Here is a 22,977-nt window from a genome sequence, read left to right as displayed (position 1 = left end):
ACTGAGGGAGAGCAGGGGCGGCCGGCAGCCGCCCCGCGAGGGTGCCTACAAGGCCAGGAAGGCCAGGCCCGCCACGGCCGTCGGCAGCAGGGCGCCGGCCAGCAGGCCGACGGCGCCGATCGATTCATCCTTGAAGCCGCGGCGCAGCAGGGCCACGCCGGCCGGGTTCGGCGCATTGGCGATGACGGTCAGGCCGCCGCCGGCCACGGCGCCGGCCATCAGCATGTATTTCGCTTCGTCCGTCATGCCGACGATCAGCGAACCGAGGTAGGTGAGGGCTGCATTGTCGGTAATTGCCGTCAAGCCCAGGGCGCCGAAGAACAGGGCCAGCGGCTTCAGACTCGAGACGATCGGTTGCAGCCACCATTGCTGCATGCCGCCCAGTACCACCAGGCCGCCGAGGAAGAAGCCGACCAATAAACCCTCTTTCAGGATCAGCGGGCTTTGATAGCGCTCATACGCCTGCACGAAGCCGAGGAAGAACAGGAACAGGCCGATGAACAGCACGGGATGATGCGCCAGGGTGACGACGCCGGCCAGCACGATCATGTGCACGAGGCTGACGGCCAGCGGCACTTTCGGCGCTTCGACTTCACCGGCTTTCGGCTTGATGTCGGAGGTGTTGCTATGCAGGTATTTGCGCAGCAATATGCTTACGCCCGTGGCATTGACCAGCACGGCGATGGCGGCTTTCCAGCCGAAATGGGTGGCCATGAAGGCGCTGTCCCAGTTCCATGTGGTGGCTACCATCAGCACGGGCGGCGCCGCATACGAGGTGAGGGTGCCGCCGATGGAAACGTTGACGAACAGCACGCCCAAGGCGCCGTATTTCAGCCATTCAGGGATGCCCGGGCGGAAGATTTGCGGCGCCAGCATCAGCGCGGCCAGGGTCATGGCGGCCGGTTCCGTGATCAGGGAGCCCGTCAGGGGCACGAGCGCCAGGCCCAGCCAGACGAGGGCCAGTTCCGTGCGCAGCGGCATCACGCGTGCCACGCCTTTCAACAGGCGCTGCACGGCGTCGAGCACGGGGCGCGAGGCGGCCACGACCATGACGACGAAGACGAACAGCGGTTCCGTGTAATGGCGCGACTCGGCGTACTCGATGGCCGCATCGCTGCCCGAGACAAAGGCCATGATGATGATCAGGATGAAGGCCCAGAAGCCGAACACGACTTCCACTTCGCCCAGCAGATGCAGCAAGCCCGCATGGCGGGGGTGGCGCCGCGATAATGTTTCAAACGACTTGGCGGCGAAGGTGTGAATGAGCGCAAGGCCGAAGACGATGGCGCTGATGAGTTGGATGGTGGTCAAATGCGTTTCCTTATGGACGGAGGAAGCCGCCCGGTGCATTGCCGAGCGGTAAGGAGAGTGCTTATGGTACAGCAATCGATGCCAGAAACGGGGTTTTTCGGACATGGCGGAGCGGCCTGCGGGCAGGCGCTGCGCAGATAAGCCTTGCCAAAAGCGGGCCTGGATAGTACTGTATATGCATACAGTATTCATCTTGATATTCAATTATGCAACATTCCCAATTGATGGCGTCGCCGGAAGCCCTGCATCCGTCTTTATGGCGCGCATCGCAGCTGGGCCAGGGCGCCGCGCGCTGCCTGGATACGGGCTTTGCCGCCCTGTCGGCGCAGCTGCCCGGCGGCGGCTGGCCCAGCGGCAGCCTCATCGATCTGCTGGTGCAGCAGCCGGGCAGCGGCGAATTGCGGCTGCTGGCGCCCGCGCTGGCGCAGCTGCCGGGCTTGCCCATCGTGCTGCTGCAGCCGCCCCATCCGCCGCAGGCGCTGGCCCTGGCCGCGCAGGGGCTGGCGCCGTCGCAATTGCTGTGGCTCAAAAGCGCCGGCAGCAAGGATGCCCTGTGGGCGGCCGAGAACATCTTGCGCAGCGGCACGTGCGGCGCCCTGCTGTTCTGGCAATCGCACGTGCGCGCGGACAGCCTGCGCCGGCTGCACCTGGCCGCGCAGTCGGGCAACACCCTGTTCTGCATGCTGCGCCCCTTGCACGGCGCGCAGGATGCGTCGCCCGCGCCCTTGCGCCTGTCCGTGCGTCCGGCCGCCGGCGGCATCGAGATCGGCTTCATCAAGCGCCGGGGACCGCAGCGCGACGCGCCGTTGTTCCTGCCCCTGCAACCTCCTTCATTATTGCTGCGCCATGCGACTCTGGATCGGCCTGTACCTGCCCCGGCTCCCGCTCGAAGTATTTTGCCCGCGCTGGTCGGCTGACAGCCTCGGCGTAGTACTGGAGCAGGAGCAAGTGATGGCCCTGTCGCCGCTGGCGCGGGCCGCCGGCATCCGGCCCGGCATGCGCCGCGCGGGCGCGCTGATGCTGGCGCCGCAGGCGCGTTTGCACGAGCGCTCGCCCGAGCTGGAAGCGCAGGCCCTGCAGGCGGTGGCGCTGGCGCTGCTGCAATATTCGCCGCTGGTGGCGCAGGGCGAGGAAGCGACCCTGCTCGTCGACGCGGGCGCCAGCCTGCGCCTGTTCGGCGGCGTGCGCGCCCTGTGCCGGCACATCGCGGCCAGCTTGCGCGCGCTCGGCTACACGGCCCAGCTGTCGTGCGCCCCCACGGCACGCGGTGCCTGGCTGCTGGCGCGCGCCGCTACGCGCCGGGGCCGGACCTTGAGCATGGCCAGCCTCGTGCGCCGCCTCGATGGCTTGCCGTGCGCCTTGCTGCCGCCCGCGCGCCCCTGGCTCGACTGGTTCGAGGGCATCGGCTGCCGCACCCTGGGGCAGCTGCGCCACTTGCCCCGGCCCGGCTTGCAGCGCCGCTGCGGCGGGGCCTTGCTGGACATGCTCGACGACGCGCATGGCCACAGCACGGAACTGTTCGTCTGGCTCGAAGCGCCGCCCACGTTCCGCGCCAGCCTGGAACTGTTCGACCGCGTGGAGCACGCCGACGCGCTGCTGTTCGGCGCGCGCCGCCTGCTGCAGCAAATGACGGGCTGGCTGTGCGCGCGGCAATTTGCCGTCGAGCGCATACAGCTGCTGCTGGCGCACGAGCGGGGCAGGGTGGCGCGCCCGCCCACCGTCATCGACTTGGCGCTGGGCGAAGCCGTCTGGCGCGACGAGCACTTGGTGCGTTTGCTCAAGGAACGCCTGGCGCAGCTGGCGCTGGAGGCGCCCGTGATCGGCCTGAGCCTGGAAGCGCTGCAGGTGCAAGCGATGGCGCCGCCCAGCGAGAGCCTGTTCCCCGAGCCGGGCGGCACGCCGCAGGAGCGCCAGCGCCTGCTGGAATTGCTGGTGGCGCGCCTGGGCACAGACAATGTCTTGCAGGCCGCACCGCGCGCCGATTACCGCCCCGAGGCGGCCAACCAGTGGCTGCCGCTGCCGGCCAGGGGCAGTGGCAAGAACGCGCCACCCGACTTGCCGCCCGGCTTGTCCGGCATGCCCCGTCCCGGCTGGCTGCTGGCCCAGCCCATTGCCCTCTTGATGCGCGAACACCGGCCCTTCTATGGCTCGCCCCTGAAAATGGTGTCCGTTGCCGAGCGCATCGAAGCGGGCTGGTGGGGCCAGTCGCAGGCGCGCGATTATTTTATTGCGGAAGGCCTCGACCACGCCCACTACTGGGTCTACCGCGAACGCATCGCCGGCAGCGGAGAAGACGCCGCGCCGCGCTGGTTTTTGCATGGCTTGTTTGGATGAAAGGGCTGTCCTGCTGAAACGGCCATGCTTGGCTATACTTGCTTTCTTGCGTCGCGTCTTTAATTGAAATGAAGGATATCCATGGTACCGCTTTCCGACTTCCCCATCACCCAAAAATGGCCTGCCCGGCACCCCGAGCGCCTGCAGCTGTACTCGCTGCCCACGCCGAACGGCATCAAGGTCTCGATCCTGTTGGAAGAGCTGGGCCTGGCGTACGAGCCGCACCTGGTCAGCTTCGAGCAAAACGACCAGCTGTCGCCCGCCTTCCTGTCCCTCAATCCGAACAACAAGATTCCCGCCATCCTCGACCCGGACGGTCCCGACGGCAAGCCGCTGGCCCTGTTCGAGTCGGGCGCCATCCTGCTGTACCTGGCGGAAAAGACGGGCAAGTTCCTGCCGCAGGACGCGGGCCTGCGCTATGAAACCATCCAATGGCTGATGTTCCAGATGGGCGGTATCGGCCCCATGTTCGGCCAGGTGGGCTTCTTCCACAAATTCGCCGGCAAGGAATACGAAGACAAGCGTCCGCTCGAACGCTACCTGGGCGAAGCGAAGCGTTTGCTGGGCGTGCTCGAGCAGCGCCTGCAGGGCCGCGACTGGATCATGGGCAGTCAGTACACGATTGCCGACATTGCCATCTTCCCGTGGGTGCGCTGCCTGGTGGGTTTCTATGGCGCGGGCGACCTGGTCGGTTTTGATAATTTCCCGAACGTGCAGCGCGCGCTGGACGCGTTCCTGGCCAGGCCAGCCGTTGCCAGGGGCGTGGATATTCCCAAGCGTGGTTAAAACAGGCGGCGGCCGGGCGGCGCTACAATGCGCCATCGGCCGCGCTGCGCGGCAGCTTTGATCTGAGACAATGAAATCCACCCGGCAAGATTTTCCCGGCGCCCACGGCCATGTGCTGGCGGCGCGCCTCGACGCGCCCGACGGCGCCATCCGCGCGTACGCGCTGTTCGCCCACTGTTTTACCTGCGGCAAGGATGTGCTGGCCGCGCGGCGCATCGCGCAAGGCTTGACGGAACACGGCATCGCCGTGCTGCGCTTCGACTTCACGGGACTGGGCGCCAGCGAAGGCGAGTTCGCCGCCACGAATTTCTCGTCGAACGTGGACGACCTGGTCGCGGCCGCCGATTTCCTGCGGGCAAAACATGCTGCGCCGCAATTGCTGATCGGCCACAGCCTGGGCGGCGCCGCCGTGCTGGCCGCTGCCGCGCACGTGCCGGAAGCGACGGCCATTGCCACCCTGGCCGCGCCGAGCACGCCCGCCTACGTGACGCGCATGTTCAGCGAGCATCTGGAGCGAATCGCCGCCGAAGGCGAAGCGCTGGTGCAGCTGGAAGGGCGGCCTTTCCGCATCCGCCAGCAATTCGTCGACGACGCTGGCAGCCACAGTTTAAAGGAGCACATCGCCGGCCTGCGCCGCGCCCTGCTGGTGATGCACGCGCCGAACGACACGACGGTGAGCCTGTCAAATGCGATGGATATTTTCACGGCCGCGAAGCACCCGAAAAGTTTTGTGTCGCTCGACGACGCCGACCACTTATTGACGGGACGCAATGATGCGGCCTATGTCGCCAATGTCATCGCCGCGTGGAGCGCGCGTTATATCAACTAAGCTGAACTAAGCGGTCGCCCATGAAAAACGCCGCGTCAGCAGAAGCTGGCGCGGCGCAGATACTATTGGTACTTTACAACACCTGACAAAATCGTAGCGAGCGGCAGTGATTTGTGGCCGAGAAGCGCAGCCGTGCTAAAGCACGGTGAGCATCGCCGGCCGCAAAGCGCGACGCGCAGTAGATTTGGTCAGGTGTTCTCAGTCTTCGTCAAATTCGGCGGATAGATCCTTCCAGCCCTTGCTGACGGCAAAGGCGGAAAATTCCTCGGGCGCTTCCAGGACGATCAGTTTCTTGTCTTGCAAGCCCAGGTCGCCATGGCCGAAGTCGGGGCCCACGTAGCCGAGGCTGCGCAGGCGGGCCAGGATGTGGCCGACCAGGGTCTTGTCCTTGTACGCGCCCGTTTCGAGCGGGGCGGCGAAGTCGACGTAGACGTCGATGATGCCGTAGCCTTCGTCAAAGATGCGGATGGCCTTGATGTCGTGGGCACGGCCGGAGCCGTCGGTGGCCTTGAAGGGGCCGCTGAGCTGGATGTCGGTGTCATTGTTCATGCCGCCAGCATACACCAAAAGCCGGCCCCGCATAGGGGGCGCGGCACAAAATCGCCGGGCAATCTCCGCCTCAGCGCGCCTGCAGGATGGCCGACAGGCGGTCGCGCGTGCCGGCGATGCGTTCCAGTTGCGGGTAGCGCAAGCCGCCGTGGTAGTCGAGCGCTACCGTCTGGAATTGCTTGCCCTTTTTGACCAGCAAGTTGATCGGCTGCGGGCTGGCCTTGGCCGCCTGGATGGCCGCCTTCAGCAACTTGGGCGTGTAAGCCGTGCCATTCACGGCGAGCAAGGTCGTGTTGCCGGACAAACCTGCCTGGAAGGCGGCGCCGTCCCACAGCAGCTTGCCCAGCTTGCCATCCTTGTCGATCGTCAAACCCAGCGAATAGCTCAGGTCCGTGCTCTTGCTGCGCTCTTCATTCGCTTTCAGGAAGGGCGTCGGCGTGTCGCGGTAGACGAGTTTCCAGCCGGCGCGGGCCAGGCCATCGAGCGGTGCGCCGGGGCCGTGGCTCTCCAGGCGCGTGCGCAGAAAGGCGGCCCAGTCGTGCGGCTGCACGGCGTTCAGGGCCGCCACCACATCCTCGAAGGTGTAGGGCAGGGGCGTGGTGCTGCCATCCTGCATGCCAAAGAAACTGCGGGCGAAGTCGTCCAGCGAGCGGCGCTCGTGGGACAGTGCGCGGATGGTGGTGTCGACGTCGAGCCAGATCAGCGCGCCTTCCATATAGTAATCCTCGTCGCGCTGCCAGCTGCTCCAGGCTATGGGACGCCGGCCATTGATGATGGGATCGTTCGTCGTATCCTGCATGGTGCGCCAGCTGCGCCCGGGCATCACGTCGTAATGGGCTGCCGTGGCGGCGAACAGGTCGCGCATGTTGGCTGGCGCCACCAGGCCGGAACGGGCCGCCAGCACATTGCCCCAATATTGCGTCTGGCCTTCGTAGACCCACAGCAGGCTGTTTTGCAGCGGCGTGTTGAAGTCCGGCGTGTCCTGGCCGGCGGGACGGCGGAACTTGCCGTTCCACGAGTGCACCAGCTCGTGCGGCAGCAGCACGCGGCCCGCCTCGTTCTTGTCCCACTCGCTGAAATAGCCGGGCTTGACGCCGTTTTCGCTCGACTGCATGTGTTCGCGGCCGATGCCGCCGAACTCGTCGCTCAAGGCCAGCAGGAAATCATAGTGGCGGTAGTGGCGCGCGCCGAACAATTTGTAGGCTTGCTGCAGCATGGCCCGGTGTTGCTCGACTTGCTGCGGCGACGCTTCCAGGCTGTCGGCGCTGTCGGCCATCACGTTCAGCAGCACGGGCACCTTGGCGCCCGGGTCGAGGTCGATGCGCTCGACATGGCGGCCGGCAAAGACGGGCGAGTCGACCAGGGTGTCAAGGTCCAGCGGCTCGAAATCGACTTGCTGGCTGGCCGGCGTGGCCGCCCGCGCGCGCACTTCCAGGGCGCTGGCAAATTCCCAGCCGGCCGGCAGGGTCAGGCTCGGTTGCACGAGGATGTCGCGCGCGGCGCGGCCCGCCGGATACAGGGTCATCGCATGCCATTGCACGCCCAGCATGGCGCTTGTCATGGTGATGCGGCCCTGGCTCGTGTCGACGGGCGAAAGGAGCTGGTATTGCGCTTCCACGGCCGTGGCGCCGGCCGGCACGTCGAGGTGGAAGGCGAACATATTGACGGGGTCGCGCCGCCACTCCAGGGGCTGGCCATTGGCGGACAGGCGCAGGCCGGCCAGCTGGTTCAGCGGGCCGCTGGGGCCGTGGTTGCCCGGCACCCATTGCGGATACAGCAAGGTCAGCTTGCCGGGCGCGGCGGGAATGCTTGCGCGGATGCTGAACAGTTGCTGCGCCACGTTGCTGGCATCGACGTGCAGCACGATGGGGGGAGCAGTGGGCGAGGCGGCCTGGGCCGCAGTGGAAACGAGAAGCGAGAAGGACAGGGACAGGACGGCACGGGAATAGGGCATGGAGCGGGGCATGGGACGGGGCGGCGGGGAGGACAAAGGCCGAGTCTAGCATTCTGTAAAAATTTCTTACAAATTTGAGGCCGTCTGGGGCGTTTTACGCCAATTTCAAGGCCTTGAAAGGGAGTGGAGAGGCCGTATATCGGTAACAGGCGGATGCTCATGGTGAGGTCCGCCCCTCTTATCGCTTCATTTGAAAAGGATATTTATCATGCGTACTTTTGACCTTGCTCCTCTGTATCGTTCCGCCATCGGCTTTGACCGCCTGGCACAGCTGCTCAACGAACAGCGCGCCGATGCGCAACCGAGCTATCCGCCTTACAACATCGAACTGGTGTCGGAAGATAAATACCGTATCGTGATGGCATTGGCCGGCTTCTCGCGCGAAGAGATCGACATCATCACCGAACGCGACTCGCTGCACGTCACGGGCCGCAAGCAGAAAGATGGCGTCGAGCGCACGTTCTTGCACCGCGGCATCGCTGCCCGCGATTTCGAACAGCGTTTCCAGCTGGCCAACCACGTGAAGGTCACGGGCGCCACGTTTGAAAACGGCATGCTGACCATCGACCTGGTGCGCGAAGTGCCGGAAGCGCTGAAACCGCGCAAGATCGAGATCGGTACCGGCACCGGCAGCGATACCGTCAGTGTGCTGGAACAGCGCCAGGCAGCCTGATCTGATCGCGGCGCCCCTAGGGCGCCCGGGCTAGCTTCTCTCATGCAGTAAAATACTGGCCGGTTGATCCGGCCAGTGTCACGTCCGGAGCCCGTTCGGGCTTCCATTGATTGTCATGCGGCACGCAAGATTAAACCCTGCTTAAAGGCGCAAATGCCTGTTTCCAAATGGAAAAATGTTAAGCACCGCCTAAGACTCGTGGCCCAATATTGCATACATCAAAATCTCATTGAATGAGGAGCAATTCATGGAACAGCAAACGAATACCGCATCCCTGAAAATCAAACGCACCGTAGCCGCGCTGGCCGCGATCGGTGTGCTGGGCGCCGGCGGCGCCATGGTGGTGCATCAGAACAATGCCGGCGCGAATGCCGCCGCCGCTGGCGCCCCCGCCGCCCCCGTGGCTGCCGCCGTGGCGCCTGCAGCCAGCGCGCCGCTGGTGGCCTTGCCCGATTTTAGCCAGATCGCCGCGCGCAACAGCCCGGCCGTCGTCAATATCAGCGTCACGGGCAGCACCAAGGTGGCCTACGACCCATCGGCCCAGGCCGGCAACGACGACTTCGGCAACGACCCCTTCTTCGAATTCTTCCGCCGCTTCCAGGGCCCGCAAGGCGGACAGCGGGGCGGGCGCGACGTGCCCACGCACGGCCTCGGTTCGGGCTTCATCGTCAGCCCCGACGGCGTCATCATGACCAACGCCCACGTGGTGCGCGATGCGCGCGAAGTGACCGTCAAGCTCAACGACCGCCGCGAATTCCGCGCCAAGGTGCTCGGTACCGATCCGAAGACCGATATCGCCGTGCTGAAGATCGATGCCAACAACCTGCCCGTCGTGCCGCTCGGCCATTCGAGCGACCTGAAAGTGGGAGAGTGGGTGCTGGCCATCGGTTCGCCATACGGTTTCGACAGCACGGTGACGGCCGGCGTCGTCAGCGCCAAGGGCCGTTCCCTGCCCGACGACAGCAATGTGCCGTTCATCCAGACGGACGTGGCGGTCAACCCCGGCAACTCGGGCGGTCCGCTGTTCAATACGCGCGGCGAAGTGGTCGGCATCAATTCGCAGATCTACAGCCAGACGGGCGGCTTCCAGGGCTTGTCGTTCGCCATCCCGATCGACCTGGCCGGCCGCATCAAGGACCAGATCGTCGCCACGGGCAAGGCCAGCCATGCCAAGCTGGGCGTGACGGTGCAGGAAGTCAACCAGGGCTTTGCCGACTCGTTCAAGCTGGCCACGCCGGAAGGCGCGCTGGTGGCCAACGTCGAGCGGGGCAGCCCGGCCGACAAGGCGGGCCTGAAATCGGGCGACGTCGTGCGCAAGGTGAATGGCCAGCGCATCATCGGCTCGGCCGACTTGCCGGCGCTGGTGGGCACGTCCTTGCCAGGCGACAAGATCACCATGGATGTCTGGCGTGACGGCAAGATCGTCAGCCTGACGGCAACCCTGGGCAATGCGGCCGACAAGGTGGCCGAAGTGGCCAAGAGCGACAGCGCCGCCGGCAAGGTAAAGCTGGGCCTGGCCCTGCGTCCGTTACAATCGGATGAAAAACGCGAGGCGGGCATCAGCGCCGGCCTGCTGGTGGAAGACGCGGGCGGTGCCGCCGCGAATGCCGGAGTGCAGCCGGGCGACGTGCTATTGTCGGTCAATGGCCGCCCCGTCAACACGGTCGAGCAGGTGCGCGACGTGGTGGAGAAATCCGCCAAGTCGGTGGCCTTGCTGATACAGCGGGGACCGGACAAGATATTCATCCCCGTGCGGCTGGGGTAAATACCGGGGTCAGACCCGCCGGGTCTGACCCCAGCCTTCCGCTATGGGGCAAATAAATAAAAAAGGAGCGGCCATGCGGCTATTGCTGGTAGAAGACGACACGATGATCGGCGAGGTGGTGCTCGACTTGCTGCGCGCCGAGCATTACGCGGTGGACTGGGTCAAGGATGGCGACATGGCCGATACGGCCCTGCAGACGCAGACCTATGACCTGGTGCTGCTGGACCTGGGCTTGCCGCGCAAGGACGGTCTCGACGTGCTGCGCTCGATGCGCTTGCGCAAGCTCGACACGCCCGTGCTGGTCGCCACGGCGCGCGACGCCGTCGAGCAGCGCATCGCCGGCCTCGACGCGGGCGCCGACGATTACGTATTAAAACCGTATGACCTTGACGAATTGCTGGCGCGCATCCGCGCCCTGCTGCGGCGCGCCTCGGGACGGCCGGAACCGGTCTTCGAGCACCAGGGCGTCTCCATCAATCCGCTGACGCGCGAAGTGATCGCCGAGGGCCATCCCGTGAACCTGTCGGCGCGCGAATGGGCCGTGCTGGAAGCGTTGATCGCGCGCCCCGGCATCGTGCTGTCGCGCGCGCAGCTGGAAGAAAAACTGTACAGCTGGAAGGATGAAGTCAACAGCAATGCCGTGGAAGTGTATATCCACGGCTTGCGCAAGAAGCTGGGCAGCGACTTGATCCAGAACGTGCGCGGCCTCGGCTACATGGTGCCCAAAGCATGAGGATGAAGGTTACGGTGACGCACTCGCTGCGCGGCCGCCTGCTGTGGTTTTTGCTGGCGGCCATCATCATGGCGGCCCTGGCGCAGGCGTCGATCGCCTACCGCAGCGCCCTGTACGACGCCGACCAGATTTTCGACTATCACATGCAGCAGATGGCCCTGTCGCTGCGCTCCGGCGCGCCGCTGGCCAACCACGCGCAAGCCTTGCCGGCCGACCCTGTCAACAACGACATGGTGGTGCAGGTGTGGACGCCGGACGGCGTGCAGGTGTTCCGCTCGATCACGCGCGCGGAATTGCCGCAGCGCGCCGTGCTGGGCTTTTCCAACGTGAAAGCCAACGGCACGACTTACCGCATCTTTTCCGTGCAAACCAGTTCCCAGACCGTGCAGATCGCCCAGGACATGGCCGTGCGCAAGCGCATGGCCGGCAGCCTGGCGCTGCGCACGGTGGGGCCCATCGCCCTGATGGCGCCTATCTTGATGCTCGTCGTCTGGTGGGTCGTCAGCGGTTCGCTGGCACCCGTCTCGCGCGTGCGCAAGCAGGTGGCGGCGCGCCAGGCGGACGATTTATCTCCCGTATCGGAAGCGGGCTTGCCCGACGAAGTGCGGCCCCTGGTGCATGAACTCAATCTTTTGTTCGGCCGTGTCAAGACGGCGTTCGACGCACAGCAGCATTTCGTCGCCGATGCCGCGCATGAATTGCGCACGCCGCTGGCGGCATTGAAACTGCAGGTATTGAGCCTGGAACGGGCCGAATCGGCAGAAAAGCGCAGCCTGGCGATCAGCCGCGTGAGCGCCGGCATCGAGCGGGCCACGCGCCTGGTCGAGCAGCTGCTGGTGCTGGCGCGCCAGGAAGCGAGCGCCGCCAGCGGCGACCAGCTGCAGGTCGTGGACTTGAACGACGTCGTCAAGCGCGCGCTGGGCGACATGGCCGGCATCGCGCAGGCACGCAAGATCGATCTGGGCCTGCACCACATGGATGCGGCCAAGGTGGCCGGACAGGCCGATGCGCTCAACATCATGCTGCGCAATCTTGTCGACAACGCCATTAAGTACACGCCGCAGGGCGGCACTGTCGACATCGACCTGCGCGCCAGCCCCGTCGGCGTGACGTTATCGGTGGAAGACAGCGGCCCCGGCATCCCGCCCGAAGAGCGCGAGCGCGTCTTCAGCCGCTTCTACCGCGTGCCCGGCACGGACGCCAACGGCAGCGGCCTGGGGCTGGCCATCATCAAGGCCATCGCCGAGCGCCATGGCGCGCGTCTGGTGCTCGATAAATCCGAGCGCCTGGGCGGCCTGTGCGTGCGCGTGGAATTCCCGCAAGCCGTGAAATGAGCGTTTTAATCGTCATCTTTGGCATGTTGCATTGACGCGCGCGCCGTGGCCCTATATTGTCTGCGAAACAAGCAGAACCAGACCACGGAGCGCAGCATGCAGAGAATCGGATTTTCAGGAACCCTCGACCCCATCACCAACGGCCACATGTGGGTGATCGGCGAAGCGCGTTCGCTCGCCGACGAGGTGATCGTGTTCCTGTCGCAAAACCCCGCCAAGCGTCCCCAATTTCCCGCCGAAGACCGCAAGCGCATCATCGAACAGAGCGCGCGCGAGTGCGGCTGGGACAATGTGCAGGTGGTTATCGTCAAGGGCGACTACACGGCGCGCGCGGCGAAAAAGCACGGCTGCGACTACCTGATCCGCGGCATCCGCACGACGGCTGATTTCGACTATGAAAACCTGATCCAGCAAACCAATGTGGACGTGTTGCAGGGCGCCAAGACGATCTTCGTCATGCCGCCGCGCGACCTCGGCTCCGTCAGTTCCAGCTTCGTCAAGGCGCTGGAAGGGCCTGTCGGCTGGAACTGGACCATGAAGAAATTCGTTCCCGGTCCGGCCTACCAGGCATGGATACTCGACTGCCTGCGCAAGGAGTGGGAAGCGTTGTGGCACTACGCGACCGCCTCGCAAGCGGACATCGCCCTGTTTGACCACTGGTTCGCGCACCTGACGGGACCGCAGGCGTATGGCGGCGCGGACCGCCACTATCACAACCTCGACCATCTGGTGCACGGCCTGTCCGAAATCCGCGTGTGGGCCGACAACACCTATGCGCCCAAGCGCGACAGCGCGCTGGTCAAGAAGGCGTTCTGGTTCCACGATGCCGTCTACAGCCACGACGACGATACCCTGTATTCGAGCGAAGAGGCGAGTGCCCAGCTGTGGCTGGCCAGCGGCCTCGATGCGGGCGATAATCAGGATGTAGCGCAATTGATACGCGCCACCGACCATTTCCAGGGCCCCGGCATCAGCCACGCGTTGAAAGACGCCATGCTCAGCGCCGACCTGGCCATCCTCGGGCAAGATGAAGAAGTGTATCAAGCCTACACGCAAGCCATCGGAAGAGAATACGCGCACGTGGACCCCGCGCGTTTCAACGAACAGCGGGGCCTGGCCCTGCAGCATCTGTGCGCCAAGGCACAGGCGGGCCAGCTGTTTGGCGATGCGTATTTCGCCGACCAGTACAACGAGCGGGCGATTGACAACATGCAGAAAGAGATCGCAGCGCTGGCGGGCGGCTGATCCGATGCGCGGGCGTTTGCCGCCGCCCGCGTCTATTGCGTGGATCGCTTCACCGCATGTTGTACCTGCAGCAGCATCCAGTCGCATTCGAGGCGCAGTTCCGCCTCCCGGTTGTTGATGGGCCCCCAATGGTGGCGATTCTGCCTGAGTCCCAGGGCCGCCAGTTCGACGGCGAAGGCGGGGCAGGATTTGGATAGTTGCTGGAACGCCAGGCCATCCTTTTCCACGCCATGATTTTCCAGATCGCCGGGCCTGCGATGCACGCCTTCCTGGAAAACCGATAGTAGTTCCGTGGAGTTGGTGTACGACGCGTATAGCTGGCGCATCAGCCGCGAGTGCCCGATCAGGTTATAGCTGGATTGGAACAGTCCCGCCTCGGCCGTGCTGGCTGCCGTATTCTTGGCGCTCTTGTCGCGGCCTTCGCAATAGCGGCCTGAACTTTCGCGCATGCCCAGGCCGGTCAGGAGCACATATAAGTGCCGCAGGGTATCGGCGCCATCCTTGTCATTCCGCATCCCCAAGGCCGCGAATTGTCCGCCATACCAGTCCAGCGCATCGTCGTTGTCGTTGCCATGTGCGGCCGCGGCCATTGCCACGGCCGTGGCATCGTTTTCTTGCCAGTTGTGGTATGCCTTGGTAAATGCCAGGGCCATGCCCTTGATGTAGCCTGCCGGCGCGATGCCGCGCTCGGGCCAGTCGTAACGTGCCAGTTCGGAATGGGCTGCAATGTCCAGTATTGTTGCTTGTAACTGGGCCGGCAATTGGGCGGGCACATCAGCTGGCAGCGGCAAGGCCGGTGCCGTCAGCGGGGCGGTGGCGATGTCTGGATCGCTGGGGCGCAGGAAATACTCGGTGCGTGTTTTGTCCTTGCCTGAGGCATAGCGTGTATGGGTCTGCGCCTGCTGGTTGTCGGCGATGCGCATGGCATCGGCGTCGAGGCGTTCCGCCACGAGGTAGATGTGGTCGGCGCCAGGCGGCTTCTTCAGGTCATACGTGACGCCGACATCGCCGGCCTGCTGCTCTCCTACGCCGATGCGCTGCCAGCGGCGCGATTGACTGCCGCTGCCGCCCAGGCGTTGCGCCAGGTGTCCCGCGCCCAAGGTGAGGGGGATATCCACGCCTGCAGAGATCAGCAGTGCGCTCAATGTTGCCGCGCAACCTTTCTCCAGCGGCGGCTGTGCGTTTTTCAGCCCAAGCTCCGCAGCCGCGCGCTGCTGGGCTGCGTGCAGCAGTGCATCGCTATTGGCCGCCGCGATGATTTGTTTGCTCAGTTCCTTGTCCATGGGTATGCTCCAGGTTGTCATCGGAATATGGTTTGTCATCGCACTCCGGTGAAAGTTCACCGTAAGGGATTGATTCCGCCCTGGGTTTGCCGATCAGGATGCAGGAGCCGATTGCGGCCAGGGCAAGCTCGCCCAAGGCCGCCCTGGCGTACAGCGTCTATTGCTGGCCCAGCGAGTAGAGGGAAGCGACCAAGCCGGCGCTACCGCCTGCCCGTATGCCCGCCGCATGCTGCAGCGCATCGTCGAGCCGGTCGTTGCCCCAGAACAGTTCACCGTCACTGATGAAGCTAGGGGCGCCGAACAGCTTGAGCGCTTGTGCCTGCTCGGTCTGGCGGCGCAGGCGCAGCTTGTTGTCCTGCGTTAAAGCCAGCGCCAGGATGGCGCGTGCATCGAGGCCCAGTTCCTGCAAAGCCTCGCTGACGGCCTCGATGTTGTCGATATCGCGGTCCGCGGCAAAATTCATCATCATCATGCTGCGCGCGAAGGGCGCAATCCATCCCTGGTCCGCGCCGATCAGCGCCACGCGCATGGGCAGCAGGGCCGTGCGGGGGAAGGTGCCCGGTTGCCGCCATGGCAAGCCGTACTTTTCGCACTGGCGCGCCATGTCGCGCCACATGTAATCGCCCTTGAGTTTTTGCAGGATGAAGGGCGACGTCTCCCAGCCCAGCGCCTTGAAGACGACGCCCAGCAGGAAGGGTTTCCAGATCACAGGGACCTGCTTTTCACGCGCCAGCGCTTCGATGCGCATGGCGCTCAGGTAGCTGTAGTTGCTGCCGAAATCGAACCAGAATTCCAGTGCCGCCATGGTATCGCTCCTGGGTCAGGCCGCAGCCGCCTTGGCGCGCGCCGCGTGCAGTTTCTTGAAGCTGTCGATCAGGCGCTGGTGCCTGTCGAGGCCTTCCAGCTGCATGCTGGTCGGGGTCAGGCCGAAGAAGCGCACGCTGCCATCTACCGAGCCCAGCACCGCGTCCATGCGTTCGTTGCCAAACATGCGGCGGAAATTGACGACGTAGTCGTCCAGCTCCAGTTCGTCATCGAGTTCCACTTCCAGCACCACGTTCAAGGCTTGATAGAACAGTTTGCGCTCGAGCGTGTTGTCGTTGTACTGCAGGAAGGTTTCCACCAGCTCTTTTGCTTCCTCGAATTGCTGCAAGGCGAGATGAATCAGCAGCTTCAATTCCAGGGTCGTCAGCTGGCCCCACACCGTGTTTTCGTCAAACTCGATGCCGATCAGGGTGGCGATGTCGCCGTACTCGTCGAGCTCGCTGTTTTCCAGCCGGTCGAGCAAGTCTTCCAGGCTGGCATCGTCCAGCTGATGCAGGTTCAGGATGTCGGCGCGGAACAGCAGCGCCTTGTTGGTGTTGTCCCAGATTAAGTCTTCCACCGGATACACTTCCGAATAACCGGGCACGAGGATGCGGCAGGCGGTGGCGCCCAGCTGGTCATACACGGCCGTGTACACTTCCTTGCCCATGCCGGCGAGGATGCCGAACAGGGTCGCCGCTTCCTCGGCATTCGAGTTTTCGCCGTGGCCGGAAAAATCCCACTCGACAAAATCGTAATCGGCCTTGGCGCTGAAAAAGCGCCACGAGACGATGCCGCTCGAATCGATGAAGTGTTCGACGAAGTTGTTCGGCTCGGTGACGGCTTCGCTGGCAAACGTCGGCTGCGGCAAGTCGTTCAAGCCTTCGAAGCTGCGGCCCTGCAGCAATTCCGTCAGGCTGCGCTCGAGCGCCACTTCCAGGCTCGGGTGCGCACCGAACGAGGCAAACACGCCGCCCGTGCGCGGGTTCATCAGAGTGACGCACATCACCGGGTACACGCCGCCCAGCGACGCATCTTTCACCAGCACGGGGAAACCCTGTTCTTCCAGCCCCTGTATGCCCGCCAGGATGCCCGGATATTTCGCCAGCACTTCCTGCGGCACGTCGGGCAGGGCGATCTCGCCTTCGATGATTTCGCGCTTGACGGCCCGTTCGAAAATTTCCGACAGACATTGCACCTGGGCTTCGACCAAAGTATTGCCGGCGCTCATGCCATTGCTGACATATAGATTTTCGATCAGGTTCGACGGGAAATACACGACCTCGCCGTCGGAATGGCGCACATACGGCAGCGAGCAGATGCCGCGCTCGGCATTGCCGGAATTGGTGTCGATCAGGTGCGAGCCGCGCAGCTCGCCATCGGGGGCGTAGATGCCCAGGGTGTACGCATCGAGGATTTCCTTCGGCAGCGTATCCTTGCGGCCCGGCTTGAACCAGCGCTCGTTCGGATAATGGACAAAATCCGCGTTGGCGATGTCGTTGCCCCAGAACGACCCCGCGTAGAAATGGTTGTTGCTGAGGCGCTCGATATACTCGCCCAGGGCCGACGCCAGCGCGCTTTCCTTGGTTGCGCCCTTGCCGTTGGTAAAGCACATGGGAGAATGCGCATCGCGGATATGCAGCGACCACACGTTCGGAATGATGTTGCGCCACGAGGCGATTTCAATCTTGATGCCCAGGCCCGCCAGCAAGCCCGACATATTGGCGATGGTCTGTTCCAGCGGCAAATCCTTGCCGACGATATAGGTGCTAGCGCCCGGCGCGGGATTCAGGGCCAGCAAGGCCTGGGCATCGGCGTCCAGGTTTTCCACTTCTTCAATGACGAACTCTGGACCCGTTTGCACTACTTTTTTCACCGTGCAACGGTCGATCGAGCGCAGGATGCCCTGGCGGTCCTTGGCCGAAATATCGGCCGGCAGCTCGACCTGGATCTTGAAAATCTGCTGGTAGCGGTTTTCCGGATCGACGATATTGTTTTGCGACAGGCGGATATTTTCCGTGGAAATATTGCGCGTATCGCAATACAACTTCACGAAGTAGGCCGCGCACAGTGCCGATGATGCCAAAAAGTAATCGAACGGGCCGGGCGCCGAGCCATCGCCCTTGTAGCGGATGGGCTGGTCGGCGATGACCGTAAAATCGTCGAACTTGGCTTCGAGACGCAGCTTGTCGAGAAAGTTGACTTTAATTTCCATGAGGTAATCCAATACTGTGCTTATGAGTTAGGCGCTATTATCCTTGCTTTCCGCCGCGGGACAAAGATTGTTCACTGCGGCCGTGCTGGCCGTTCGCCGCTGGACCAGGCCGGCAGGGCAGGCAAGGGGTATGTTCCCTTATGCAGCAGGCTGGTAGTCCATTGCTTTTCACCTATCGCACTGAAGGTTGTCTCTCTATTATGATTATTCTTGCTGATATAAAAAAATCGCAAACTGTGATGGACGAGCTCGCATCGCAGTGCGATTTTGACCTTGGCCGTGCTGCGCGGGACAGCTCCTGGATCAAGTTGCTGCCAGAAAAGTCTTTCATGGTACTGGCCGGTGAAAGCAGCGGTGGTGTTTTTCTTGCCTACGGGGAGGGCGAGATCGAACGACGCCCGGTCCTATATGTCAGCTCCGAGGGCCATGCCGGCCGTATCGCCGCCAATCTCACGGAGCTGATTGCCATGATGCTGGCGCTGCCATACTGGCGCGACCTGCTCAAGTTTTCAGATCGTGGCAACTTGCAAGAGATGCGCCGGACCGCTCGGTTCAGCGAACAGGACTTTGCAGAGGAATACGCCGAATTTCCTGCTGCCAGGAAAAGGATAGCAGACTCTTTACTTGTTCCGGCCATTGCTGATCCAGTCAGATTGCTGCATGACTGCGTACATGCCACCGATTGCAGTGTCGTGGCCGAAGACGGCTGGCCTTACGAGTCACTGTTTCATCATTTCAAGTCAAGCGACAATCCCGGCTGGACGTGAGTGTATGGATGCCGGCATAAAACAACAGCGGCTGCCCATGCCGGCGCAGCCGCTGTTGTTTCAGGTGGACACGGTGATCAGAACTTCACCCACAGCCGGCCGAAATACGAGGCGCCGTTCAGGCCGAATTGCACGCTGTCGTATTTGAAGCCGTTGTCCGTCTCGTCCGCGTTTTGCGTGGTCGGCTTGACGTTGAAGATGTTGTTGCCGCCAAAGGTCAGCTTGGTATTTTTGTTGATGCTGTAGGTGAAGCTCAGGTCGGCCGAGGTCTTGGCCGCGTAGCGGGCGTTCGGTACGCCCTCGGCCGTGCCGCTGAAGGTGCCCAGGGTTTGCGGGCCAAAATAAATGATGCGCAAGTCCGATTCCAGCTTGCCCGTGATGTAGTCGAAGCCCAGGGTGGCTTTCGCGCGCGGGCCGCCCTGTTCGATGAACAGGCGTTCGCGCTCGGACAGCAGCACGTCTTCAAAGCCCGTCAGCGAGGCGGGCGTCTTGACTTTCGTCACTTCCGTTTTGCTCAAATTCAAGGCCAGGAAGGTGTTCAGGCGGTTGCCGGCGAATTCTCCCTTGTGCGAGGCCGTCAGGTCCAGCCCGCGCGTGCGCGTGTCGACGGAATTGACGAAAAATTGCGCTTCCGTCACGCCCAGCAGGGCCAGGCGCGCGGCCAGGTCAGGATAGTTACCGGCATTGAAGCGGCCCGACAGCACGATGCGGTCCTTGATCTTGATATTGTACAAGTCGGCCGTCACGGAAATGGCCTGCGTCGGCGTCCAGGTAGCGCCAAACGTAAAGCTGGTGGATTTTTCCTCTTTCAGCTTGGGAATGCCGGCCGCGTTGGCGACGGCGCCGCCGTTCGGCGCCAGCACCACGTCGGTGGCGACGCCGCTGACGAAGTCGGTAAAGGTGGACGAGAAATACACTTGCTGCAGCGACGGCGCGCGGAAGCCCGTGCTGGCCGAGCCGCGCAGCAGCACGTTGGGCGCCACTTTGTAGCTGGCGGCCAGCTTACCCGTCACGGTGGAACCGAAATCGCTGAATTTTTCGTAGCGCAGGGCGGCCTGGGTTTTCAGACGTTCCGTCCAGTCCAGTTCCACGTCGCCATACGCGGCGATGCTGTGGCGTCTGGCCTTGGTGGCATCGCTGGGCTGGAAGCCGGGAAAGCCCTGGCTACGGCCGTTGCCGCCCACGCCCACGCCGTCGGCGTCGATGTAGGAGCCCGGTTCGCCGGCCATGATCTTGTATTCCTCGCTGCGGTACTCGGCGCCGAAGGCCACGTTCATGCCGCTCATCACCGTATCGTAGTAGCGGCTGAAATCGGCGTTGCTGGTCAGCTGCTGGAACGAGAAGCCGCCCGCGTCAAAGTTGCTGGCGCTGACGCCCTTGCCGCCGTTCATCAGGTCGAGGTTGGCGATCGAGGCGTTCAGGGTATGGCTGATGTCGTAGCGCATCTTGTTGTAGCCATAGGTTTGCGAAAAGTCCGCATGCCATTCGCCGATCTGGCTGCGGTGGCCGATGGTGGCGTACTGGTCGTCGATCTTGCCGTTAATGAACGGTACGAAACCGTCCGGGTACATGGCGGCCGAATTGCGCGCAGGGATGTCGTCGCTGCCGATGCCGCCCCGGCCGAACGCGGCGCTGGACGCGTCGCGCGTCTGCGCGCCGGCCGTGAAGTACAGCTTGCCCGTGCCGCTGGTGGCGTAGTCGCCATTGACGTACAGGGTCTTGTTCCTGGACTTGGTGTCGCCGATGATGCGCATGCTGTCCGCGTCGGCCCGGTTCGAGCGGCCCCGGTCCAGGTATTCGCCCGTGATGGCAAGCGTGCCCTTGTCGCCCAGCGCGATGCCGCAGTAGGCGGACGTCATGTAATTCTTGCCGTCGCCTTCGGAATACTGGCTGTAGCCGGCCACCGCTTCGCAGCCCAGGCTTTTCTTCAGTTCGATGTCGATCACGCCGGCAATGGCGTCCGAGCCATACTGGGCGGCGGCGCCGTCGCGCAGCACTTGCACGTTCTTGATCGCCAGCAAAGGAATCGCATTCATGTCCGTGCCCGTGTTGCCGCGGTTGCGCGCGCCAAACAGGTTGACCAGGGCCGTCGTGTGGCGCCGCTTGCCATTCACCAGCACCAGGGTCTGGTCGGAACCGAGGCCGCGCAGGGCGGCCGAATCGATCAGGTCGGCCCCGTCGGCGCCCGTCTGGCGCGTGGAGTTGAACGAGGGCGAGATGTATTGCAGCGATTGCGCCAGGTCGAATTGGCCGCCTTGCTCGGCCACCTTGGAAATCGGAATGATATCGACCGGCACCATCGTATCGGTGGAGGAGCTGGCGACCCGGCGCGAGCCGACCACGCTGACCGTTTGCACGGGACCATCCGTGGCGGCCGCTTCCGTGGACTGGGCCATGGCGGCGGGACTGAAGGCGGCCAGGGCGGCGCTGCCGTACAGGCTGATGAGGATGGCTTTACGCAAGGTGGTGAGGGTCGGCACGCAGTATCTCCAAGTGGCTGATGAGCAAGATTCGTGACTTGATTCTAGTGCCATCATTTCAGCATTCACCAGCGATACTTTGTTTTGTTATTACAAATTTGCTGTAACTGTTGTTTCCTGGTTGATTCTCTTTTGGCCGCTGCCGGGCTTGCCTTGTACTGGTGCGCGATGCCCCGTTCAGGTGCTGCGTTGCACCATGCCGCCCACCCAGATTGCCTGCGTGCTGTATTGCACCTCGATCAGACACGGCTGCTGCGTCACGTGGCCCTGATGCAGACGCAGCGACTGTTGTCGGTGCGCTGACAGCGCGCCCGCCGCCACGCCCGTGGCGCTGTCTTCCAGCGCCGGATCGCGGTGGTTGAAGTTGCGCCCTTCATATTCATGCTCGCCCGTGCGGCAATACGCATAGCAGCCGCTGACCTGATGCAAGGCGCTCCAGTCGGCGATCAGTTCCAGGTTAGGCCGCAGCGCGCGCAGGGTGGTGCGGTCGGCCACTTCCAGCAGCAGCTTCGGGCTGCCGACGGACGCGATCACGGGCGGCGACAGCAAGTGCATGTGCTGGCCCATCAGTTCCGACGGCACATATGTTTCCAGCAAGACGGCCGGTGCCGGCTGCGATGTCAAGCCGATGAATATCCCTTCCGCGCGGCGCACCAGCTGCAAGGCTTGCCCGCGCATGGCCGTGCTCACCGTCAGCGCCGCCGGCGCGCCGGGCGCCGTCAGCAGCACGTGCGCGGCCGCCAGGGTAGCGTGCAGGCACAAGGGACTGCGCGTGTGCGGATAAAAATAGTCGAGCACGATGGCACCGTCCGCCTGCCGGTCGAGGAAGACGCAGGCGCTGACCTGGCGTTCGCGCGCGAAGGTCTGGCGCGCCGTTTCGCTGCTGCCGTCGTTTTCCACGACCAGTGCCGCATTGCCGCCGCCGGGTACGGTGCCGAAACATTTTAATAAGTGAATGATCATGGCGGTCGATGGGCAAGATAAAACATCAGCATAAACGAAAATAAGTGCAAAGCTTCGCGATGTCTTGGCTGGATGGAGTCAAAGGCTGCGCCTATTGACGCTTTCGTGGAAGTGACATATCAGCAGATGATATACTTCCCGCATGAGGACCGATCCTGCCATCGATACATTGCTGGACCTGGATGGTTCCATCCTCGACCAGGATGGGGGTTATTGGATCAAGATAGAAGCCAGGCGGACGGAAGTGTCGGATGAGATTCCTCACGGCATACGCTACTCGCTGACGCTGCACGAACCGTATGGCAAACGCATCCTCGGTTACGACAATGCGCACATGGTAAAGCCGCCAAAGAAATTCAAATATGCGGGACGTATCGTGGCATTCGACCATAAACACCGGCATCCGTCAGATCAGGGAGTGCCATACGAATTCAAGGATGCGCAGCATCTCATCAATGATTTCTTTGCTGACGTGGACCGCATTTTGCTGGAGATAAAAAAGCAATGAAACCGATTTTTATTGGCATCATGCCGCAAGAGAAAATCCGCGAACGCGTGCTCGCCATCGCTCGCGGCATATATAAACCGAAGGCGGATGAGCCCAAGGTCTGGTTCACTTCGATCAAATCGCTGGCGGAAGTCCTGAGCGACGAAAACCGGGCGTTGTTGCACGTGATTCTGGAAACACAACCGGAATCCATCTCTGCATTGGCTGAAACAACGGGCCGTAAACCGAGCAACCTGTCGCGCACATTGAAAACAATGTCCAATTACGGCATCGTGGAATTGAAACGGGAGCGAAATCAAGTTCGCCCCGTAGCCACAGCGACGGAGTTTCGCATAGTTGCTAACTGATTTGCCGGACTATCAATGTGGTCCGTCATGCGACAGGCCAAAGCCTAGCGCGGGCCGGCAGACGCTCCGTGCGCCCATCAAAATGAACACTATCCGG

General features: G+C 63.1%; 20 protein-coding genes. 12 read left to right on the top strand and 8 right to left on the bottom strand.

The features are described from left to right. Positions 1-45: 45 nt before the first annotated feature. Positions 46-1,311: a putative Na+/H+ antiporter gene (locus AC1Q6X_RS19540; protein ID WP_070221461.1), complete on the bottom strand. Its 1,266-nt coding sequence runs from the start codon at positions 1,309-1,311 to the stop codon at positions 46-48. Between the two features lie 206 nt (positions 1,312-1,517). Between AC1Q6X_RS19540 and imuA the strand changes: the two genes are divergently transcribed. The 4 genes from imuA to AC1Q6X_RS19520 all read left to right on the top strand — a co-directional run bounded on the left by imuA (position 1,518) and on the right by AC1Q6X_RS19520 (position 5,260). Further along, positions 1,518-2,228, top strand: coding sequence for a translesion DNA synthesis-associated protein ImuA (imuA, locus tag AC1Q6X_RS19535; protein ID WP_070221460.1), 711 nt, complete (start codon positions 1,518-1,520; stop codon positions 2,226-2,228). Then, entirely contained in the window at positions 2,158-3,645 is a 1,488-nt protein-coding gene (locus AC1Q6X_RS19530; RefSeq protein ID WP_492498184.1) for a Y-family DNA polymerase, read from the top strand. Before imuA ends, AC1Q6X_RS19530 begins: the two co-directional genes overlap by 71 nt. Positions 3,646-3,726: 81 nt before the next feature. Further along, complete coding sequence (locus AC1Q6X_RS19525) at positions 3,727-4,431, top strand: glutathione S-transferase N-terminal domain-containing protein (RefSeq protein ID WP_492498183.1); 705 nt, start codon at positions 3,727-3,729, stop codon at positions 4,429-4,431. Between the two features lie 70 nt (positions 4,432-4,501). Continuing rightward, on the top strand, positions 4,502-5,260 hold the full coding sequence (locus tag AC1Q6X_RS19520) for an alpha/beta hydrolase family protein (RefSeq protein WP_070310960.1): 759 nt from the start codon (positions 4,502-4,504) through the stop codon (positions 5,258-5,260). A gap of 198 nt (positions 5,261-5,458) precedes the next feature. Here the strand turns inward: AC1Q6X_RS19520 and AC1Q6X_RS19515 are convergent, their stop codons facing one another. Together AC1Q6X_RS19515 and AC1Q6X_RS19510 are read right to left on the bottom strand one after the other, a co-directional pair. Next, positions 5,459-5,809, bottom strand: coding sequence for a hypothetical protein (locus tag AC1Q6X_RS19515; protein WP_230505688.1), 351 nt, complete (start codon positions 5,807-5,809; stop codon positions 5,459-5,461). Between the two features lie 70 nt (positions 5,810-5,879). Further along, the gene (locus AC1Q6X_RS19510; RefSeq protein ID WP_492498182.1) at positions 5,880-7,763 is read right to left on the bottom strand and encodes a M61 family metallopeptidase; all 1,884 of its coding nucleotides are present in this window, start codon (positions 7,761-7,763) and stop codon (positions 5,880-5,882) included. A gap of 208 nt (positions 7,764-7,971) precedes the next feature. Here AC1Q6X_RS19510 and AC1Q6X_RS19505 point away from each other — a divergent pair, with 208 nt between their 5' ends. The 5 genes from AC1Q6X_RS19505 to coaD all read left to right on the top strand — a co-directional run bounded on the left by AC1Q6X_RS19505 (position 7,972) and on the right by coaD (position 13,513). Next, positions 7,972-8,436 carry an Hsp20 family protein gene (locus AC1Q6X_RS19505; protein ID WP_070221455.1) on the top strand — a complete coding sequence of 155 codons (465 nt, stop codon included), beginning with the start codon at positions 7,972-7,974 and terminating at the stop codon, positions 8,434-8,436. Between the two features lie 247 nt (positions 8,437-8,683). Next, positions 8,684-10,201 (top strand): Do family serine endopeptidase, encoded by a 1,518-nt coding sequence (locus AC1Q6X_RS19500; protein WP_070221472.1) that lies wholly within the window; start codon positions 8,684-8,686, stop codon positions 10,199-10,201. 73 nt (positions 10,202-10,274) lie between these two features. Continuing rightward, entirely contained in the window at positions 10,275-10,934 is a 660-nt protein-coding gene (locus AC1Q6X_RS19495; RefSeq protein ID WP_070221454.1) for a response regulator, read from the top strand. 2 nt (positions 10,935-10,936) lie between these two features. Next, a complete protein-coding gene (locus AC1Q6X_RS19490; RefSeq protein ID WP_492498256.1) occupies positions 10,937-12,268 on the top strand; it encodes an ATP-binding protein in 1,332 nt (443 codons plus the stop codon). 96 nt (positions 12,269-12,364) lie between these two features. Continuing rightward, positions 12,365-13,513, top strand: coding sequence for a pantetheine-phosphate adenylyltransferase (gene coaD / locus AC1Q6X_RS19485; RefSeq protein WP_492498181.1), 1,149 nt, complete (start codon positions 12,365-12,367; stop codon positions 13,511-13,513). A 32-nt stretch (positions 13,514-13,545) separates the two neighbouring features. Here coaD and AC1Q6X_RS19480 read toward each other — a convergent pair whose 3' ends face one another. The 3 genes from AC1Q6X_RS19480 to AC1Q6X_RS19470 form a co-directional block, all read right to left on the bottom strand. After that, the gene (locus AC1Q6X_RS19480) at positions 13,546-14,796 is read right to left on the bottom strand and encodes a hypothetical protein (protein WP_230505691.1); all 1,251 of its coding nucleotides are present in this window, start codon (positions 14,794-14,796) and stop codon (positions 13,546-13,548) included. A gap of 157 nt (positions 14,797-14,953) precedes the next feature. Then, positions 14,954-15,601, bottom strand: coding sequence for a 2-hydroxychromene-2-carboxylate isomerase (locus AC1Q6X_RS19475; protein ID WP_492498180.1), 648 nt, complete (start codon positions 15,599-15,601; stop codon positions 14,954-14,956). A 15-nt stretch (positions 15,602-15,616) separates the two neighbouring features. Next, a complete protein-coding gene (locus AC1Q6X_RS19470) occupies positions 15,617-17,815 on the bottom strand; it encodes an OsmC domain/YcaO domain-containing protein (RefSeq protein WP_492498179.1) in 2,199 nt (732 codons plus the stop codon). 140 nt (positions 17,816-17,955) lie between these two features. On the opposite strand from AC1Q6X_RS19470, the gene AC1Q6X_RS19465 reads away from it, so the two are divergent. Further along, positions 17,956-18,582 (top strand): hypothetical protein, encoded by a 627-nt coding sequence (locus AC1Q6X_RS19465; RefSeq protein ID WP_492498178.1) that lies wholly within the window; start codon positions 17,956-17,958, stop codon positions 18,580-18,582. A 77-nt stretch (positions 18,583-18,659) separates the two neighbouring features. On the opposite strand, the gene AC1Q6X_RS19460 is transcribed toward AC1Q6X_RS19465, so the two are convergent. Together AC1Q6X_RS19460 and AC1Q6X_RS19455 are read right to left on the bottom strand one after the other, a co-directional pair. Further along, positions 18,660-21,062, bottom strand: coding sequence for a TonB-dependent receptor plug domain-containing protein (locus AC1Q6X_RS19460; RefSeq protein ID WP_230505695.1), 2,403 nt, complete (start codon positions 21,060-21,062; stop codon positions 18,660-18,662). Positions 21,063-21,239: 177 nt separating this feature from the next. Next, positions 21,240-22,025 carry a PhzF family phenazine biosynthesis protein gene (locus tag AC1Q6X_RS19455; protein WP_492498177.1) on the bottom strand — a complete coding sequence of 262 codons (786 nt, stop codon included), beginning with the start codon at positions 22,023-22,025 and terminating at the stop codon, positions 21,240-21,242. Positions 22,026-22,167: 142 nt separating this feature from the next. Here AC1Q6X_RS19455 and AC1Q6X_RS19450 point away from each other — a divergent pair, with 142 nt between their 5' ends. Together AC1Q6X_RS19450 and AC1Q6X_RS19445 are read left to right on the top strand one after the other, a co-directional pair. After that, complete coding sequence (locus AC1Q6X_RS19450; protein WP_099408966.1) at positions 22,168-22,533, top strand: toxin-antitoxin system TumE family protein; 366 nt, start codon at positions 22,168-22,170, stop codon at positions 22,531-22,533. After that, positions 22,530-22,880 (top strand): HVO_A0114 family putative DNA-binding protein, encoded by a 351-nt coding sequence (locus AC1Q6X_RS19445; RefSeq protein WP_070291776.1) that lies wholly within the window; start codon positions 22,530-22,532, stop codon positions 22,878-22,880. Before AC1Q6X_RS19450 ends, AC1Q6X_RS19445 begins: the two co-directional genes overlap by 4 nt. Positions 22,881-22,977: the final 97 nt, after the last annotated feature.

Source organism: Janthinobacterium sp. GW823-FHT06H09 (assembly GCF_058794735.1).
The sequence above is the reverse complement of the archived record's forward strand: the minus strand, read 5'-3'. Positions and strand labels throughout refer to the sequence as shown.

Bases quoted from the DNA above. Each gene is read 5' to 3' on its own strand.
- AC1Q6X_RS19510 (WP_492498182.1), bottom strand. From the start codon at position 7,763: ATGCCCTATTCCCGTGCCGTCCTGTCCCTGTCCTTCTCGCTTCTCGTT.
- AC1Q6X_RS19450 (WP_099408966.1), top strand. From the start codon at position 22,168: ATGAGGACCGATCCTGCCATCGATACATTGCTGGACCTGGATGGTTCC.
- AC1Q6X_RS19470 (WP_492498179.1), bottom strand. From the start codon at position 17,815: ATGGAAATTAAAGTCAACTTTCTCGACAAGCTGCGTCTCGAAGCCAAG.
- AC1Q6X_RS19525 (WP_492498183.1), top strand. From the start codon at position 3,727: ATGGTACCGCTTTCCGACTTCCCCATCACCCAAAAATGGCCTGCCCGG.
- AC1Q6X_RS19465 (WP_492498178.1), top strand. From the start codon at position 17,956: ATGCAGCAGGCTGGTAGTCCATTGCTTTTCACCTATCGCACTGAAGGT.
- AC1Q6X_RS19505 (WP_070221455.1), top strand. From the start codon at position 7,972: ATGCGTACTTTTGACCTTGCTCCTCTGTATCGTTCCGCCATCGGCTTT.
- AC1Q6X_RS19515 (WP_230505688.1), bottom strand. From the start codon at position 5,809: ATGAACAATGACACCGACATCCAGCTCAGCGGCCCCTTCAAGGCCACC.
- AC1Q6X_RS19475 (WP_492498180.1), bottom strand. From the start codon at position 15,601: ATGGCGGCACTGGAATTCTGGTTCGATTTCGGCAGCAACTACAGCTAC.
- AC1Q6X_RS19520 (WP_070310960.1), top strand. From the start codon at position 4,502: ATGAAATCCACCCGGCAAGATTTTCCCGGCGCCCACGGCCATGTGCTG.
- imuA (WP_070221460.1), top strand. From the start codon at position 1,518: ATGCAACATTCCCAATTGATGGCGTCGCCGGAAGCCCTGCATCCGTCT.
- AC1Q6X_RS19455 (WP_492498177.1), bottom strand. From the start codon at position 22,025: ATGATCATTCACTTATTAAAATGTTTCGGCACCGTACCCGGCGGCGGC.
- AC1Q6X_RS19490 (WP_492498256.1), top strand. From the start codon at position 10,937: ATGAAGGTTACGGTGACGCACTCGCTGCGCGGCCGCCTGCTGTGGTTT.
- AC1Q6X_RS19495 (WP_070221454.1), top strand. From the start codon at position 10,275: ATGCGGCTATTGCTGGTAGAAGACGACACGATGATCGGCGAGGTGGTG.
- AC1Q6X_RS19500 (WP_070221472.1), top strand. From the start codon at position 8,684: ATGGAACAGCAAACGAATACCGCATCCCTGAAAATCAAACGCACCGTA.
- AC1Q6X_RS19445 (WP_070291776.1), top strand. From the start codon at position 22,530: ATGAAACCGATTTTTATTGGCATCATGCCGCAAGAGAAAATCCGCGAA.
- coaD (WP_492498181.1), top strand. From the start codon at position 12,365: ATGCAGAGAATCGGATTTTCAGGAACCCTCGACCCCATCACCAACGGC.
- AC1Q6X_RS19480 (WP_230505691.1), bottom strand. From the start codon at position 14,796: ATGGACAAGGAACTGAGCAAACAAATCATCGCGGCGGCCAATAGCGAT.
- AC1Q6X_RS19530 (WP_492498184.1), top strand. From the start codon at position 2,158: ATGCGACTCTGGATCGGCCTGTACCTGCCCCGGCTCCCGCTCGAAGTA.